The 16933-nt window shown below is 36.0% G+C and carries 16 protein-coding genes; 8 read left to right on the top strand and 8 right to left on the bottom strand.

Features of this window, described 5'->3' with window-relative positions; all coding sequences use genetic code 11:
* Positions 1–18 precede the first annotated feature (18 nt).
* Both NV377_RS15415 and NV377_RS15410 read right to left on the bottom strand, forming a co-directional pair.
* Positions 19–1143 (bottom strand): SGNH/GDSL hydrolase family protein, encoded by a 1125-nt coding sequence (locus tag NV377_RS15415; protein ID WP_373425823.1) that lies wholly within the window; start codon positions 1141–1143, stop codon positions 19–21.
* Positions 1144–1394: 251 nt separating this feature from the next.
* Entirely contained in the window at positions 1395–1883 is a 489-nt protein-coding gene (locus NV377_RS15410; protein ID WP_258201678.1) for a DUF4358 domain-containing protein, read from the bottom strand.
* Positions 1884–2329: 446 nt separating this feature from the next.
* On the opposite strand from NV377_RS15410, the gene NV377_RS15405 reads away from it, so the two are divergent.
* Entirely contained in the window at positions 2330–2905 is a 576-nt protein-coding gene (locus NV377_RS15405; RefSeq protein ID WP_258201677.1) for a GNAT family N-acetyltransferase, read from the top strand.
* Between the two features lie 127 nt (positions 2906–3032).
* Here the strand turns inward: NV377_RS15405 and NV377_RS15400 are convergent, their stop codons facing one another.
* The 4 genes from NV377_RS15400 to NV377_RS15385 all read right to left on the bottom strand — a co-directional run bounded on the left by NV377_RS15400 (position 3033) and on the right by NV377_RS15385 (position 6248).
* On the bottom strand, positions 3033–3287 hold the full coding sequence (locus NV377_RS15400) for an HPr family phosphocarrier protein (RefSeq protein WP_258201676.1): 255 nt from the start codon (positions 3285–3287) through the stop codon (positions 3033–3035).
* An 80-nt stretch (positions 3288–3367) separates the two neighbouring features.
* Positions 3368–4846 (bottom strand): PTS transporter subunit EIIC, encoded by a 1479-nt coding sequence (locus NV377_RS15395; protein ID WP_258201874.1) that lies wholly within the window; start codon positions 4844–4846, stop codon positions 3368–3370.
* Positions 4847–4870: 24 nt separating this feature from the next.
* Complete coding sequence (locus tag NV377_RS15390) at positions 4871–5368, bottom strand: PTS sugar transporter subunit IIA (RefSeq protein ID WP_258201675.1); 498 nt, start codon at positions 5366–5368, stop codon at positions 4871–4873.
* Between the two features lie 16 nt (positions 5369–5384).
* Entirely contained in the window at positions 5385–6248 is an 864-nt protein-coding gene (locus NV377_RS15385; RefSeq protein ID WP_258201674.1) for a BglG family transcription antiterminator, read from the bottom strand.
* A 503-nt stretch (positions 6249–6751) separates the two neighbouring features.
* Here NV377_RS15385 and NV377_RS15380 point away from each other — a divergent pair.
* From NV377_RS15380 to NV377_RS15370, 3 genes are all read left to right on the top strand, one after another.
* Positions 6752–8107 (top strand): extracellular solute-binding protein, encoded by a 1356-nt coding sequence (locus tag NV377_RS15380; protein WP_258201673.1) that lies wholly within the window; start codon positions 6752–6754, stop codon positions 8105–8107.
* A gap of 165 nt (positions 8108–8272) precedes the next feature.
* Entirely contained in the window at positions 8273–9166 is an 894-nt protein-coding gene (locus NV377_RS15375; protein ID WP_258201672.1) for a carbohydrate ABC transporter permease, read from the top strand.
* A gap of 14 nt (positions 9167–9180) precedes the next feature.
* Positions 9181–10026 (top strand): carbohydrate ABC transporter permease, encoded by an 846-nt coding sequence (locus NV377_RS15370; RefSeq protein ID WP_258201671.1) that lies wholly within the window; start codon positions 9181–9183, stop codon positions 10024–10026.
* A gap of 173 nt (positions 10027–10199) precedes the next feature.
* Here NV377_RS15370 and NV377_RS15365 read toward each other — a convergent pair whose 3' ends face one another.
* Entirely contained in the window at positions 10200–11702 is a 1503-nt protein-coding gene (locus NV377_RS15365) for a malate:quinone oxidoreductase (RefSeq protein WP_258201670.1), read from the bottom strand.
* A gap of 596 nt (positions 11703–12298) precedes the next feature.
* On the opposite strand from NV377_RS15365, the gene NV377_RS15360 reads away from it, so the two are divergent.
* The 3 genes from NV377_RS15360 to NV377_RS15350 all read left to right on the top strand — a co-directional run bounded on the left by NV377_RS15360 (position 12299) and on the right by NV377_RS15350 (position 14577).
* On the top strand, positions 12299–12637 hold the full coding sequence (locus NV377_RS15360) for a LytTR family DNA-binding domain-containing protein (RefSeq protein WP_258201669.1): 339 nt from the start codon (positions 12299–12301) through the stop codon (positions 12635–12637).
* 13 nt (positions 12638–12650) lie between these two features.
* Complete coding sequence (locus NV377_RS15355; RefSeq protein ID WP_258201668.1) at positions 12651–13082, top strand: DUF3021 family protein; 432 nt, start codon at positions 12651–12653, stop codon at positions 13080–13082.
* Positions 13083–13272: 190 nt separating this feature from the next.
* Entirely contained in the window at positions 13273–14577 is a 1305-nt protein-coding gene (locus NV377_RS15350; protein WP_258201667.1) for an alpha/beta hydrolase family protein, read from the top strand.
* 117 nt (positions 14578–14694) lie between these two features.
* Here NV377_RS15350 and NV377_RS15345 read toward each other — a convergent pair whose 3' ends face one another.
* On the bottom strand, positions 14695–15129 hold the full coding sequence (locus NV377_RS15345) for an N-acetyltransferase (protein ID WP_258201666.1): 435 nt from the start codon (positions 15127–15129) through the stop codon (positions 14695–14697).
* A gap of 673 nt (positions 15130–15802) precedes the next feature.
* Between NV377_RS15345 and NV377_RS15340 the strand changes: the two genes are divergently transcribed.
* Entirely contained in the window at positions 15803–16918 is a 1116-nt protein-coding gene (locus NV377_RS15340) for a LacI family DNA-binding transcriptional regulator (RefSeq protein WP_308860139.1), read from the top strand.
* Positions 16919–16933 lie beyond the last annotated feature (15 nt).

The following is a 16933-nucleotide window of genomic DNA, read 5'->3' as shown; positions in this document are numbered from 1 at the left end:
AGCACTTTTCAGTAATTACTACAAAGATAATAGTTCTCTAATATATCTTGATAATTCGTCAGCAGTTCTTTCATGTGCAAGAGCTCCAGGATGACTTCTTGATCCTACTGTATCTTCTGTCATATTCGGAAGTTGAAGAACAGAAACTTTGTTATCTCCGGTCTTCTGAACATAGCTATCCACTGCTCGATAGATTGCTGGCATCATTGGTATACCGATCATGCCATAAGCCCATACGATATGCGCATTTCGATTATATATTCTAAGTTTTATAAGGAAGTTCTCGGCAGCCACTTCAAAGGCTTTCAAATCTTCCTCATTATAGCTACCGTCATCATATAATCGTTGTTTATATATCCTCCCTGTTGTTTCATCTTTCCACTCTGGCGAATAGAAAGCACCATTGTCATTAGTACCTAGATTAACAACGACAACATCAGGTTGCCAAGCAGCGAAATTATTTTCATCAAATGCTCCTAACGATTCGTTAGCTTCTCCAGTTAGAACACCACAAACTTGCTCATAATAAGCTGGAATATTCGCATGGGGTTTATTGTCCCAACTCGTAAGTACACCCCATCCACTTTGAGCAATAACACGATATTCTGCATTCAAAGCGTCTGCTGTAATTCTAGTATAATTATGGATCGCACTGAACCACATCGGAATCCAGTCTTCTTCTGACTTCGCTCCTATAATACCTTCACCAGAAGTAATACTATCTCCTATAAATTCAATCTTATAAGGCTTGTCCTCAACTGGTAAAAGTTGACCATCACACTTTACCGCATGAATTTGCAAACAACAATGAGCATCTTCACTCATAGGCTGAACATCTTTAACGATACGAACATTTTTGATGTGCTGATCATTCATACCTCGGAATACGCAAATCCAGTGTCTGCCTTCTGTAAGCATTAGTCTACTAATCGGAACGTTATTAATGAGTATACTTATCCAAGCCTCATATTGATCATATTGTGCCTCTACTTCAATCCACAGCTCAGATCCTTTAACGTTAAGTTCAATTCCGCTTCCTGTCCAAAATAATGTTAAAGGAGATAGTAATCCTGTTGTTCTTCCATGAACTTTAAGGTTATCGATCTCAGACAACGCATGTACTGTTAACTGTTCATTTTTCATCACTGGAGAGACCTCATTTATATAGAATAATTGCTACTCAACTAGGTTTTCATATGTAATTCTAAACGTTTGTCCGCACTATTGATGTATATTCCATTATTTGATTTTATATAAAATTTACTAATTTCACAACAGAGTGGGAGTATGAAGATTTTTTATATCTACTCAACAATAAAAAGACCGACTGCACTAGCTGATGCTGTAATAGCTTCAACTTTTGCAAGCGGTCTTTCTTAATTTAATACAAACCTTTATTTTTCTTCAAAGAAACCTTCATATACTTTTACAAGATCGTCTGCCTTATCAGAAATAACCATCATTACATAGTTACCTTTTGTAATTAGTTTATAGTTTTTAGCATTTTCGTATTGGTCAGGAAGATACGTCTCAAATTGCTTTTGTACAACTTCTGCTCTTGCTTTTAATGCTGCTTCGACTTCAGCAATATCTTTAGCATCTTTTACTTTTAAAATTGCAAGCTCATTTGTCTGAACGTTCATTAATGGTACTCTGATTTCATAATCTTCAAGCTTAGCAACATCTAAAGTGTAAAATGTCTTCACTTCTTCTTGAGTTGATAATTCCATTAGTTTTGGTTGTTCAACTACCTTAAACATTTGATCTGCCATTTCTTTTGCAGTCAACTTTGACTCTACTTTAGGTGCATTGTTTCCAGAGCAAGCTGTAATAATTACACTTAACACTGTAATTAACATAATAATCATCATTTTTTTATTCATTATATTCACTCCTATATTATATTTATTGCGCTTCTTAATTAATAAACGTAAATACTTAATAAAATGTTTCATGTAGCTCAATAAATATTTATTTCATGTTTATTGAGTAATTTATTATAGTAATATTATGCCGCTATTGTCTAATTGCATGCATCATTACTCAAGTAACTTCTATGGTAGTCGCGCCTAAGCTTAGCATCCTATTATGAACCACTACTTCCTTATACACCAAGTTGAATAGAATCAAACAATTTAATACAGCAATATGATAAATCACAAAAATTAAGTTTATTTTAATTAAACATTATGTTTTATCCATTAAAATAGATATCGAAATCACTAAGTCATCGCATAACAATTGTACGAGGTTATATACCTCTTAACTCGTTTATATTAACGATAATGAAAATCCATACTGAAGCTTCGTTTTAGAAAGAGTGAAAACAATGTACATCCAGAAAAACATTTTCGAATCATTCCCATCTATTCAAACAAAAAACCTATCTCTTAGAAAAATTACGAGCAATGATGCAAAAGACTTTTATCATTATTACCAAGATCCAAACGTCTATAAATATTCAGATTGGGACGGTCCTTCTTCTTTAGAAGAATCTTCAATATTGTTTAACTCTTGGAATAAACTTTATGAAGAAAAAAAGCTAATTCCTTGGGGTATTTCTTTACATAATGATAATAGTCTTATAGGAACTGTATTATTGATGCCAGTAAGAGGCACCTTTGATGATCTCCCTCGTTTTCCTCTTACCATCGGTTATGATTTGCAGAGTGGTTTATGGAATCAGGGTATAATGACTGAAGCTCTGAATGCCATTCTTGAATTCAGTAAGGAAAACATTAGCTTACATAGAATTCAAGCTGAAGTTATTCCAGGTAATATTGCTTCCATCAAGTTATTAATAAAACTTGGTTTTGAGCAAGATGGTTACCTAAGGCAATATGTAATGCATAGTGTATCTAATTATTTTTTAGACGTAATTATGTTTTCACTAATAGTTAATTAATAATTTTGTAGTTTTCGATTTGTCTAGTGAAATCAAAACGGATGCTTCCCATAAGGGGAGCATCCGTTTTGATCTAAATTACTTTCGATAAATGAGTTACTTTGATTTTATATTACTGAACTTCATCTTATTGCTTATTACATAATAAATAACCAATCTCGTCAATAATCAGTTCAGATCCTTCACCTGTAGCCATTACTGTAATTTCTTCCTTATATCTTACACCCATAGATAGAATCATTAATAAGCTTTTGGCATTATACATTTGTCCACCTTTAACGAGATGAACATCGTCTGTATACCTCTGTGCAACTTCAGCAATTTTTTGCGCAGGTCGAGCATGAATGCCTGACACACTCATTACCTGATATGTTTTTTGCAACTATAGCACTCCTTAAAACTTTTTGTTTACCTTCTGAATAAACTTCTCTGTTAACGAAAAGTTCACCTCGAAAGCATATACTATATTTTAGTTTTAATATAATCTTTAAGCTTTTCAGCTTCCATTCCAAACACAACTTGAATGGAGCCTTTACCTAGGCGAATGACTCCAGCGGCACCTAGCTCTTTCAATCTCTTATCGTTAACTTCTTGCTCTCTATGCACGACGACTCTTAAACGGGTAATACAAGCATCAATACTTTCTATATTCGTTATGGCACCAAGAGCCTCTATTACATTATTAGCCTGTTCAGTAAATGTCTTATTTCTCGTATTTTTTGTCGCTGATACTGTAGGAAATGCAGGGAGTAATCTATTATCGCTTCCTAAGTTAGACTCCCTACCTGGCGTTATGATGTTAAAACGTACAATCATAAACCGAAATAGCGTGTAATAAATAACACTAAAAGCCAGTCCTATCGGTATAATTAATAAAGGCTTCTCCGCAAGCGGATAATTAAGCACATAATCAATAAAACCTGCTGAGAAGCCAAAGCCATGTCTAATTCCTAACTCCGTTACTACGTAAGCACTAATCCCCGATAATATAGCATGAGCGGCATAAAGTAATGGAGCAGTAAACATAAAGGCAAACTCTAATGGTTCTGTAATTCCAGTTAGAAATGAGGCTAATGCTGCACTAATAAATATAGAGGAAATATATTTTTTGTTCTCTTTTTTGGCTGTATGTACAATAGCTAATGCTGCTGCAGGCAGAGCAAACATCATAATCGGGAAGAAACCTGTCATATATAATCCTGCTTCTGGGTCTCCACCAAAGAAACGATCAATATCTCCTTGGTAGACCTGTCCAGCTGCATTAACATATGTACCAACTTGAAACCACGCAATATTATTTAAGACATGATGTAGCCCAAACGGAATTAGTAAACGATTTAGTGTCGTATAGATAAAAGCACTTATGCCACCTAAATCTGTAATGTTCTGTCCTATTGAATTAAATGTAGCTTGAACTGGTCCCCAGATTAAACCTAATCCTATAGCAATAAACACCATAGCAACAGAAGTTACAATCGGAACAAAGCGCTTGCCAGAAAAAAAACCTAGCCATTCTGGCAATTGAATTTGGTGAAATCGCTTGTAGAAATACGAAGCTATGATGCCCGAAATAATGCCCCCCATGACTCCCATATCAATTTCATCATTCAACATCGGCCATTCACTAAAAACGATAATCACATTTTGAAAAACATAATCCATGACCAGAAATGCAATGACAGCGGATAGTGCTGCTACAGCATCTCCGCCAATTCCTATACCAATACTAATAGCAAAAATAAGGGGCAAGTTATCAAATATCGCAGAACCACCTGCATCTAAAAAGGGAGCAATATATGTATTTATCCAAACGCCTAGGCTACCTAGATGAAAGTCACTCGCATAATCAATGTTGCCAAATCGGAATAGAATAGCTGCTGCAGGTAATACTGCCACCGGTAGCATTAATGACTTTCCAATACTTTGTAAGTATCTAAACAACATTACGAATGCCTCCGCTCTGATTTAGCTCAATACAACCCGGAATGCATGGGGCTCAGCAATAACAACATTACGAAAATCACATTCTATATGATCTATATTCTTCTCTCCGATAACAACGACAAGTACATGGGGCTTATATCCTGCAGTTTTAATACGATCCAAATCAAAGGTAATAAGTAGCTCTCCCACTGATACTTGATCTCCATATTTCACGAAAACCTCAAAGCCTTCGCCTTGTAAATCAACGGTATCTATTCCGATATGAATAAGAAATTGTAGTCCTGAGGCATGTTCGATCACAATAGCATGCTTCGTCTCTACAACATAAGATATTCTACCGCTAATCGGTGCCATAACTGTTCCTTCAATTGGATCAAATGCCACGCCATCTCCCATATATCCACGTGAGAATGCTTCATCTTGTACTTCATCTATAGAAAACATGTTCCCTGTAACAGGTGCAGTAATCGAAACATAAGAAAGCAGATCCGAATCTCTTTTTATTCGCTTTGCAAACATTCGAAATCCCTCTCTCTCATCTAGTGAATAATTCAATTTGAAATAACCGATATAAATGAATGGCTATATAACCTATTTCATCTTCAGAAACGACTACATCTAATTCTTCACTTATAATTTCAGCTAACTCTATTGCGATTTCATAAATATCTGAGTGAAAATTTTTAATTTCTGTCGTAAACGGATTAACAATATGTTGACCCTCTATAATACGTTCCACTGCACCTCGAAGATGTGTTACAAGCCGAACATAATCCATACTTGTTCTTTGAAGCTTGAAGCCCATTTTTTCTTCAATATAATCAACAATTTTGTTAAGAAGCCCTCTTACTTTGACTAATTGTCCTACCGATACCGTTTCTGTACAGGTATGAATATGTAATGTTAAAAAGCCGATTTCATCCTCAGGGATTTCTAATTGAAAATGCGCATTAATCATGTCTACTGCTTCTGTAGCAATTTCATATTCTTGAGGAAAACTTAATCTTGTCTCAGACAAAAATGGATTTATAATCTCCATCTCATTTTTTAAGCGGTAAATGACGAATTGAATATGATTGGGGAGTGCGAAATAAACTTTAGGCTGTACTGGAGTTCCTAACCGATCTTTTACTTTATCGATAATTTGCTCAGAGATATGGATGACTTGAGGATCAATATTTTCAATAAGAGCTTGAAACTGACTACTCGGCTGCTCTTCATCCAATCGATATCGTCTTTCTATTTGCGGGTCGTTGATATGAATGCTTTGATTTCCTTTTGAGGTAAACCCTAATCCTTTACCAAATAGCACATATTCTTTGTTTGTGATTGCATGAGAAGTGAGGATTACATTGTTACCTACAATACGATCGATTTTAAGTAAGCTATCATTACTCAACTCCCAAGCCCCCCTAAAGGAAATCAACGTCCCTTTTCCCTATAATTATTCTCATACTATAAAAAAGAGCCGAAAAAGCCAACAAAAAGAACAGTTGGTCTTTCTCGGCTCATGCCTAGTATACTAGTAACACGCCTTCTAACTACTAATTATCATTTTATTGTAAATTTTTTGCAAAGTCAATTAATACATCCTATGCTTTAATATAATAAAAATTACATTCCTTATTGACAATGTAAAAATGTGGATGTATGCTATGGTCAATCAAATAGATAAGAACACATAACGTGTAACCGAGAGGGCATTAGTTATGTAAGCAGTAGTATTATGCTTACACGACTTATGTCCTTTTTTGCTTGTACACCTACTTATCTAGATGAGGTTGTTCAAAAAGCTGACTTTGATAACGAAATAATGCAGGAGTCTTAATCGGCATCGAAGCTGAAAGCCAACTTTTTGAACTTGGATGAAATGAAAATATTATAAAAAAGGGAGCTAACACAATGAAATTGAAAACATTATTGTTATGCAGCGTAATTTGTATCTTATTAACAACAGTAGCTTGTGGTAACAACGCTACCAACACCAACGTTAAAGGCACTAATACAGACAAACCAGCTACTACAGATACTAACAAGGATCCAGAAGCTACAACAACTGGTCTAAAAGGCGATTTTGAGATTCAGTACTTCGTAGGCGGATATGGAGATGCTTGGTGGCTAGAAGTGATCGAGGGTTTCAAAAAAGCCAATCCCGATCTGAATATTATTCAAAGCGCAGGTCCTAAAATTAACGAGCAAATGCAACCTCGTTGGATTTCAAACGATCCACCCGATGTTATCTATATCGATGGCGCTGGTTCCAATGAGCGTCAGATGGTTGTTGATGATCAATTAATGGATATAACTAGTTTCCTTGATACAGCTGTCAATGTAGACGGCGAAAAAATTAAAGATATTCTAATTTCACAACCGTCCGTATTTAACGGTGATAAAAATTATAACTTACCGCTAGTATTCGGTTCATGGGGAATGTTCTACGATAAAGCACTCTTCACAAAAAACAACTGGGCAGTACCGACGAACTGGGATGAATTTATTGCTGTAAGTGAGCAAATTAAAGCTTCTGGCATGCCTGCACTACTCCATACAGGTGTATACCCTTATTACATTAATGGTGGTCTAATAGATTCAGCAATGGTTGCTGCTAACGGTGGCGATACTTCCATTCTGACAAGTCAGGTTAATCTTGAAGAAGGTAGCTTCTCTAACGATGCTGTGAAAAAAGCATTAGCACAATTTATGCAATTAGTTGATAAAGGCTTGATCGATCCAGGTTCCGTAGCATTAAATCATACAGAGTCACAAGCACAATGGCTACAACATAAAGCTGCCTTCATTCCTAATGGTCTATGGTTAGAAAATGAGATGAAAAATGATACCCCTGAAGGCTTTGACTTCGGATTCATTCCTTCTGTTGCTCAAGCAGCTGGTGAAAATAACATCGTTATTCCTTACACAGCTACGATTGCTATCGCTAAAGATGCTAAAAATCCTGAAGCAGCTAAAGCTTTCCTTCAATATGCATTCACGAAACAAAATGCTCTTCGTTGGGCAGAGTTAACTGGTGCGATTATGAACGTTAAAGCTGATCTAAGCAACTCATCTGCAAGTGGCGTCGTTAAAGATGCGATGAACTTCTTCAATGCTGATACTACAGTCGTTGCTCCTGTAACTATACTTAATGCAGACGTAGAAAAAGTGAAACAAGATTCTACTTTAGCATTGTCTATTGGCAAGATTACGCCTGAAGAATGGATGACTCGTCTAGAAGAGGCAGCAGCAAAAGCACGCAAGTAGATTCATCTCTTAAATAAAATAGTATTGAATCAAAAAGATGGAGCGCTGCTTGTGGATGACGGAAACTCTTGTGTGCGTTAATCGTACAAGAGTACCAAACTTCCCAAGTGCGCTTCATATTCGATATTGAATCTAGACGAATATCATGACAAAAGGAGGAACAACATGTCTCCACGCCTTAAACGAACAGGCTTTATAACGATATTTTTATTACCTACATTTTTATTTTTCTGTATATTTACACTTTATCCAATTATAAAAGGAATCCAAATCTCATTCTTTGATTGGTCTGGTAGAACAAAGGATATGGATTTTATAGGTATACAAAATTTCCTCGACCTACTCTCTGATCCGATCATATGGACAGCAATTAAAAATGACTACTTTCTAGTTGTCGGTAAAGTCATTGGAATTATGCTACTTGCTACTATATTCGCTGTCAGCGTAACTCGCTTAAAAGTTGTAGGCAGAAATATTTTTCGTGTTATATTTTTTATTCCTAATGTTATTTCCGTTGTCGTTATTGGCGTCTTATTTCGTTATCTTTACAGCCCTAACTTAGGGTTTATTAACAGTTTTTTGTCACTGTTTACCGAGACTCCGGTCCAAATTTCTTGGCTTGGATCTGAGAACCTAGCTATGTGGTCATTATTATGGCCATCGATATGGGCTGGTATAGGTTTTTATATGATTTTGTTAATTGCCGCTATTTTAAGTATACCCACTGAACTTTACGAGGCTGCGGACTTGGATGGCGCAACGCAAAATCAACAATTTTGGAGTTTGACACTACCTCTCATCTGGGATCAGATGAAGGTTAGTATTTTACATATTGTGATGACCACATTAAATGGTTCATTTATTATTGTTTGGATTATGACGGAAGGTGGTCCAGATAATGCTACACAAGTTATGGGCTCTTATCTGTATCAAATGGGCTTCAGACAATATCATATGGGATATGCAGCTGCCATTGGCGTTCTTATTCTAGTACTATCTCTTATCACAACCGTGGCACTTCAAAAATTATTAAGTAAAAATACGACTGAATTAGCCTAAGGAGTGAACCCTTCATGGTACTCAATAAGCAGCATCCGCTTGCTCGAATATTGACCTATCTCATCTTACTTATATGGACTATAGCCGTTGTCTATCCGCTAGTCTGGACATTACTAGGAGCATTAAAAAACAATCAGCAATTTATGTTAGACAAACCGTGGGCACTTCCTGATTTCCCGTTATTATGGTCTAATTTCAGCTACGTATGGACTAAATACGGCTTTGGAGGGTTTTTCACGAACTCTATCATTGTTACAGCAGGCAGTGTTATCGTCTCATTATTTCTAGCTTCAACGTCTGCATATATTTTAGCAAGATTCACATTTAAAGTTGGAAACACACTATACTCACTCTACTTATCAGCTATGATGATTCCAATGATTCTAGGATTAATTCCACTATTCTTCTTGTTAAATGATCTAGGACTAATTAATAACCTACTAGGACTAATCATTGTCTACTCAGCAAGTTCTCTACCATTTGGAATATTTGTACTAGTAAGCTTTTTCAGAATGCTACCTAGAGAATTAGAAGAAGCTGCCTATATCGACGGTGCCGGTTACTCCAAAACATTCTTCTCAGTCATGCTTCCATTAGCCAAATCAGGATTGATCTCAGTAGCTATTATGAACGGGTTAACGATTTGGAACGAGTATATTATGGGAACGGTATTTACGAATAAACCCGATCTTTATACGCTTCCCGTCGGTATGGCTGTCATGCAAACAGAAATGCAATATCGAACGGAGTGGGGACCTCTATTTGCTGGATTATTTCTTTCCATTGTTCCTGTACTTATTTTATACATTATCTTTCAGAAGCAAATTGCAGAAGGCGTTACGGCAGGTGCTATTAAGTAGGCTCGGATGTAAACAAATGCACGTTACTCTTAAAAAGCAAAAGGCATGAACCAAAGTTTTTCCTTGGTTCATGCCTTTATGTTTGTCTATATAAGGTTAATCCTTCATTCATACTTTGATTATTTGTTAATTATCAATTTTATTGCATTCCATAGTTTTTAACATCATGACCGTTAGCTACGTTTTGGTAATTTTGCACTTAGATTAAGCACTTTATCTGTTGAAGTATGAATTTCGTTGAAAAGCTCGCGATTTTCCGCTAATGACTTTCCATAAGAAGGAATCATTTCTTTTAATTTCGGCTCCCACTCTTTAATATGCTGTGGGAAGCATTTATTAAATAAGTCTAGCATGACATGAACGGCAGTAGAAGCACCTGGAGAAGCACCTAACAATGCAGCTACAGAGCCATCAGAGGCACTAACAACTTCGGTACCAAACTGAAGTGTTCCCCTGCCACCTGCTACAGTATCTTTAATAACTTGCACGCGTTGACCTGCAACTACGATACCCCAATCCTCGCTTTTCGCATTAGGGATAAATTCTCTTAATTCTTCCATACGCTTTTCATTCGACAATAGCACTTGCTGGATCAGATATTTAGTTAACGACATCTCTTTCACACCTGCCGCCAGCATCGTCAAAACATTATTCGGTTTAACAGAACCAATTAGATCGAACATTGAACCTGTTTTTAAGAACTTCGGTGAAAAGCCAGCAAATGGTCCAAACAGCAATGATTTTTTGTTATCAATAAATCTAGTATCCAGATGCGGAACAGACATTGGCGGAGCACCAACTTTAGCTTTCCCGTATACTTTGGCATGATGCAGCGCTACAACATCAGGATTATTACACACCATGAATAGTCCGCTAACCGGGAATCCACCAATATGTTTAGATTCTGGAATACCCGTTTTTTGTAATAAAGGAAGGCTTCCGCCACCGCCGCCGATAAAGACGAATTTTGCAGTATGGCGTTCGACTTTATTACTATTGAGATTTTTCACTTTCAGTTCCCATGATCCGTCGCTCGTACGACTAAGATCACTAACACTATGGTTATAATTTATTTGAACGTTTTTACTCTTCAAGTGGTCAAACATCATGCGTGTTAACGCACCAAAGTTGACATCTGTGCCAGAGTCGATTTTAGTTGCTGCTATCGGTTCATTCGATGTACGGCCTTCCATAATAAGTGGAATCCATTCCATCAATTTTTCCGGGTCATCAGAAAATTCCATCCCTTGAAATAGTGGATTGTCTGATAACGCTTCATAACGTTTTTTCAAAAACGATACATTTTTTTCACCTTGTACCATACTCATATGAGGTAATGGCATAATAAATTCCTGAGGATTACGGATCAGATTTTTATTGACAAGATAAGACCAAAACTGTCTTGAAAGCTGAAACTGTTCATTAATCTGTATAGCTTTGCTAATGTCTATTGATCCGTCCGATTTTTCGGAGGTATAGTTAAGCTCGCACAGTGCAGCATGCCCTGTTCCCGCATTATTCCATTCGTTAGAGCTTTCCTCTCCTGCGTCTGAGAGCTTTTCAAATACTTTAATTTCCCATTCTGGTGCTAATTCTTTAAGTAAAGATCCCAAAGTCGCACTCATGACACCGGCACCAATTAAGATAACGTCTGTTTTTTGCTGTCTGTCGCTCATTTTAACCTTCCTTATCCCCTATAATTTTCAAAAAAGACGTAGGCGTTCATTCTTAGCAGTTACAACAAGCCGATTTCCTACCTAGTCACACACTTTATATGTATTCATTATAATCTTTTCAAAAATATTTAAGGATTAAAAATATCTATCACTATAATAATAATTATATATTGTTTAAATTCATCATTGACTCTATTCTACTTGATCTTACAACATTCTCCAAGTTGCCTTCAAACTAATTTGCTTTAATTGCCTGATAAAAACATGTCTTACCTCACGCTCATGCGTATACAGATCTGAATATACCTTTTCAAAAGAACGTTTCTTTGATATTATCCATTGTAGTACAAATTTTACCATTATTAAATAAAATAATCGTACCCACAGCAGTGGTTGTTTATATAGTAGTCACTGCTTTTCTGATCAAACAAATGAGTACAATTGGGTAATCTCTACATGAAATAAAGCACTAGTTATTTAATGAAGTAGGTGAGGGTATTAAAATTACAATAGAAGAAATAAGCAAAGAAGAAGAAGAGGAAATCCTCATTAGGTGCCATGAAGTAGATGGAGCAATATGCGAAATAGTAAATAAGTTGAAAACAGAAAGCCACATTCTGCTTGGATACAGTAATGACAGTATTCATCGTATAATACTTAGTGATATCTATTATTTCGAAGCAGTTGACGGAAAGGTGTTTATTTACTGCCACGATAGAGTTTTTGAAGTCAAACAAAAGCTTTATGAGTTAGAGGATTTATGTAAAGAACGGAAATTTTTTCGTGCATCCAAATCAACTGTATTGAACATAGCTAAGATTTCAGTTATTCATCCATCAATAAGTGGCAGATTTGAAGCATTACTTGATAACGGAGAACGTGTTGTTGTATCAAGGCAGTATGTGCCCGTGCTTAAAAATATGCTCGGATTGTAAAGGAGGAACAAAAGTGAATATTACTGAATTATCAAAGGATATCATTAAAACTTTCTTTATAATTTTCGGATCAATAATTATTATTATAACTATTTTGAGACAAATCTTTTTCCCAAATATGGTGTTTAATTTGAATTCAATTTATATCATTATGATCTTTTCTCTTGTAGGAGCCCTAACTGGATTTATTTTGTATTCTTCTAATGATATAAGTGAGAATAATATGCGTGTAAGAATAATCATTCATTTTTTAGCTTTGGAGATTTTATTGATTTCCCTTGCTCTTGTAATTGGTGTTGTGAATAGTGCGTCAAGCATTCTCATTTTAGTATTGGAAATAGCAGTAATCTATTCCATCGTTCGTATACTGTCATGGCAAAATGATAAAAAAGAAGCCCAGAAGATTAACGAAAAACTAAAAGAATTTAAAGAAGAAAACATTTGAGAGTATGCAGTAAAATAGTAAAGCAGCTTTTGTCTGCAAAAAATAGCGGTAAGCTTTGAAGCTTACCGCTATTTTTTTGCAACTTATTTGCCTGTAGATACAACTTATCGATTATCTATATACTTCCTTTTTCTTATTTTTTATGATGACTTCATCATAAAAAATAAGAAAAAGGAAGGAATCTACTACTATGGGAACATTACTATTTATAATTGCTTTGATGATGGAAATTACTCTTGCATTATATTGCATTGTAACGAAGCAATACCATCTTAGATTAAGAAACTGGGCTAGAATTGCTATATTTATTACATTTACAGTTCTCGCCCTTTTATCAGTTATTAGTTGGAGTTTCCGCTGGATATTGCTTGCAGTACTGCTATTCATACTAGCGGTAAACGGAGCGTTTTCGCTTATCAGGAACAAAGTAAACACCAAAAAATACAAAGTCTCTCATATCGTCAGAAAAGCAATTATTATGATATTTTTGTTCATAATTGCACTTGCTCCTGCACTTGTTTTTCCGCAGTATCAATCACCAAAAGTTACAGGTGAATATGAAGTGACAACCGCTACTTACACCTACACAGACAAAAACCGCATTGAGGAATTTATCAACACGGGGGAAAACAGACATGTTAATGTGGAATTTTGGTATCCCAAAAATGCAGATGACACATACCCACTTTTAGTGTTCTCACATGGGGCATACGGTATAAGATCTAGCAATGCATCCACCTATACGGAGCTTGCAAGCCACGGTTATGTAGTAGTTTCGATTGACCATCCCTATCATTCCTTTTATACCGCTTCAGAAGATGGAAAGACTTCTATCATCAATACAGAATTTTATCAGGAAGTCAGCAATGCCAACAAAGATGGCATTTACACAATTGAGCAAGCCTATGTGCTCTTTCAAAAATGGATGAAGCTGCGAACAGACGATATGAATTTTGTAATTGATATGATACTCAATAATTCTAAAAGTGATAATGATCCCATTTATCAGCTTATCAATACAGATAAAATAGGCGTTTTCGGGCACTCAATGGGAGGTGCAGCTAGTGTTTGGCTAGGCAGAGAGCGTGATGATATAGATGCCGTTGTCAACATTGATGGTCCGATGTTTAGTGAGCTTATTTATGATAAAGAGACTAATGATCTAGTTGTCAAAGGTAACACCTACTCGACTCCACTTCTTAATCTCTACTCTGATGATGTTTGGATACAGCTAGATAACAGCTCTACTTATGCGGCAAATAAAGCGGCTGATAAAACTTTTTCAGAGGTATATACCGTTCATTTCCAAGGTGCTAAACATTTAAGTCTGACTGACTTACCACTTTTCTCTCCTATACTTGCAAATATGCTGCAAGGTGGAAAAGCAGATATTGATAAATATTACTGTATTGAAACTCAAAATCAAATTATTCTTAATTTCTTTGACTTTGAATTAAAAGGGATTGGCAGTTTCACACCCAAAACAACATACTGATTAACATATAATTGATTTAAGTAATTACAACTTAAGTTCTCTTGAGACGGGATTGTTCAATGAAAGACAAAATAACCGCAGCTTCAATGGTAAGCTGCGGTTATTTCAACTATGTAACTATTCTAACTTAGATTTTTCCATGATATATTCTTCATATCCAGAATCCTCATTCTTTTGTTCTCCAACTATTTTGAATCCTTTACCCATATAAAACCTTACAGATTGTTCATTATCTTTATATACAGCTAAGTTTAACTTCTCATATTTCGTGATTGTATAATCCATCAATTGGCTTCCTATTCCTAACCCTTGATCATTCACATCTACAAATAAAGCACCTATGAAATCATTATTTATTACACTAATAAAACCTTTTATATGTTCCCCATCATCATAGACAAAAGTCTCTGACATAGGCATATAAACATTTTTCACCGTATCATAATTACTTTTCCAGTAATCCTTATCAATAAACGGATGCGCCTTAATTGTACTAGCTTCCCAAATAGACATCACTCTATCAATATCTTCATTTTTGAACTTTCTTATCATAAATAGTATCGACTCCCTCATTCATTACCATATTATTAGAACCTAATATTGATAAATATAAGTTACAGAAACTAAAAAAGCCATAACCAAGTGAATGGTTATGGCTTACAATATTTAAGGCAAATTGTCCTTCGGTTTCGCCCTACCTCTCGAAACAGTCACCACTCTATAGCGGCTCCACTTACAAATCTGTACACGGTAATTGTTCATTCATCTCTCAAGTGAGAGCGTATCATTCACCCAAAAAAGATTCAACAATTGTTCCTTGCCTTGATCTGTTAGATACATCCGGTTTCCCTCATTTACTGATTGTTGTAACTGTTCAGTAAACATCATTAACATAAAAATCTATAATTTCAGTAAGATTATATCGTAATATAACACACCATCATATTAGTTTTATATTCAAATTTCATTCGAAATTTTACAACAATTATTATCGATACATCGCACTGATGTAATAAAAGTTGTTTCAGTTACTATTGTATGTGATTCTCACAGCCGCATATTCACATATTCAAATAGTTAATTTTCATATTAATCTTCAGTTTTATGTAAGCAACGATTCACCATAAAACATACATATATCTAACAGTAAATTATAATTATACCTTATTGTTGAATTTAAATCAACTTATTGGATTTATAGCTCGAGAGTTTTCCGAAAACTCAAATGACAAGCAAACTTAGGGAACGTTCCCGAAAAATTCATTGCAAAAAATTTACATTTGTAATATATTCTAATCAGAAATTGCAAACGTTCCCGAAATTAGGTGAAATAATGAAAATATCTCTAAAAGATGTAGCCCTCCATTGTAACTTATCGATAAGTACAGTATCCAGAGCGTTGAATGGAGACTACGGCGTCAAAAACAAGACGAGGGTACAAGTTTTGGAAGCAGCCAATGCACTTGGTTACGTACCAAACTTAGCCGCTAAGGAATTGGTTAGACAGAAAAGCGAATTGATTGGAATCCTATTGGAGGACAGCGACTTTGAAGCACGTCCTGCTTTCTTTGAATTGCTGCCATACATTAATAAAACATTGGCCTCTTACAACTACCGTGCAATCATTTATACCATTCGTAGTCACAACTATTCAAGAGGAGAACTCAACGACATCCTGAATTTCCGCAATCTGAGCGGATGTATTTTATTGAGTGTATTCCGTGCCGACCATCCGATCTATGAGGACTTAAAAGAGATGAATCATCCAGCTGTCGTACTTGAGAGTTCGACGTTAACCCGATTTTGCTCCAACATTAACACGGATGAGAACATGGGCGCTTACATGGCCACACGCTACTTGATTGATTGTGGGCACAGACGGATCGGGTTCGTTAACGGACCTGAATGCTTTGAAATCAGCAGGGAACGGCTAGAAGGTTTCAGAAGAGCAACCGAAGAGGCTCATCTAACTGTCGAAGATACACCCGTCTTTTGGAGCGATTATACGGGTAACGGGGGGAATGAGAGTGCGCACCAGTTGCTGCATCTCAACCCCACAATAACGGCTATCTTTTTCGCAAACGATCTAATGGCTATGGGCGCTATTTCATCCTTGGCGGAAAAGGGAGTTCTAGTGCCCGAACATCTCTCCGTCATTGGTTATGATGGACTCTTCGTAGGCAAATACTATAATCCCCCACTAGCATCCATCGTAATAGATAACCCCGCTATAGGTATAAAGGCGGCGGAAATGCTGCTCGAATTGATCAATGGGGGGAGCGGAAAAACGATAAGATTAACTCCTAGCTTGTTCAAAGGTAACAGCGTTAAACCTATTTGAGAATGGAGGAATGAA

The organism is Paenibacillus endoradicis (assembly GCF_024721975.1).
This window is presented reverse-complemented; position numbering and strand designations above follow the sequence as displayed.

Coding starts and splice junctions, on each gene's coding strand:
- NV377_RS15415 (WP_373425823.1), bottom strand. CDS start 1,143: ATGAAAAATGAACAGTTAACAGTACATGCGTTGTCTGAGATCGATAAC.
- NV377_RS15410 (WP_258201678.1), bottom strand. CDS start 1,883: ATGAATAAAAAAATGATGATTATTATGTTAATTACAGTGTTAAGTGTA.
- NV377_RS15405 (WP_258201677.1), top strand. CDS start 2,330: ATGTACATCCAGAAAAACATTTTCGAATCATTCCCATCTATTCAAACA.
- NV377_RS15390 (WP_258201675.1), bottom strand. CDS start 5,368: ATGTTTGCAAAGCGAATAAAAAGAGATTCGGATCTGCTTTCTTATGTT.
- NV377_RS15380 (WP_258201673.1), top strand. CDS start 6,752: ATGAAATTGAAAACATTATTGTTATGCAGCGTAATTTGTATCTTATTA.
- NV377_RS15375 (WP_258201672.1), top strand. CDS start 8,273: ATGTCTCCACGCCTTAAACGAACAGGCTTTATAACGATATTTTTATTA.
- NV377_RS15370 (WP_258201671.1), top strand. CDS start 9,181: ATGGTACTCAATAAGCAGCATCCGCTTGCTCGAATATTGACCTATCTC.
- NV377_RS15365 (WP_258201670.1), bottom strand. CDS start 11,702: ATGAGCGACAGACAGCAAAAAACAGACGTTATCTTAATTGGTGCCGGT.
- NV377_RS15350 (WP_258201667.1), top strand. CDS start 13,273: ATGGGAACATTACTATTTATAATTGCTTTGATGATGGAAATTACTCTT.
- NV377_RS15345 (WP_258201666.1), bottom strand. CDS start 15,129: ATGATAAGAAAGTTCAAAAATGAAGATATTGATAGAGTGATGTCTATT.
- NV377_RS15340 (WP_308860139.1), top strand. CDS start 15,803: ATGACAAGCAAACTTAGGGAACGTTCCCGAAAAATTCATTGCAAAAAA.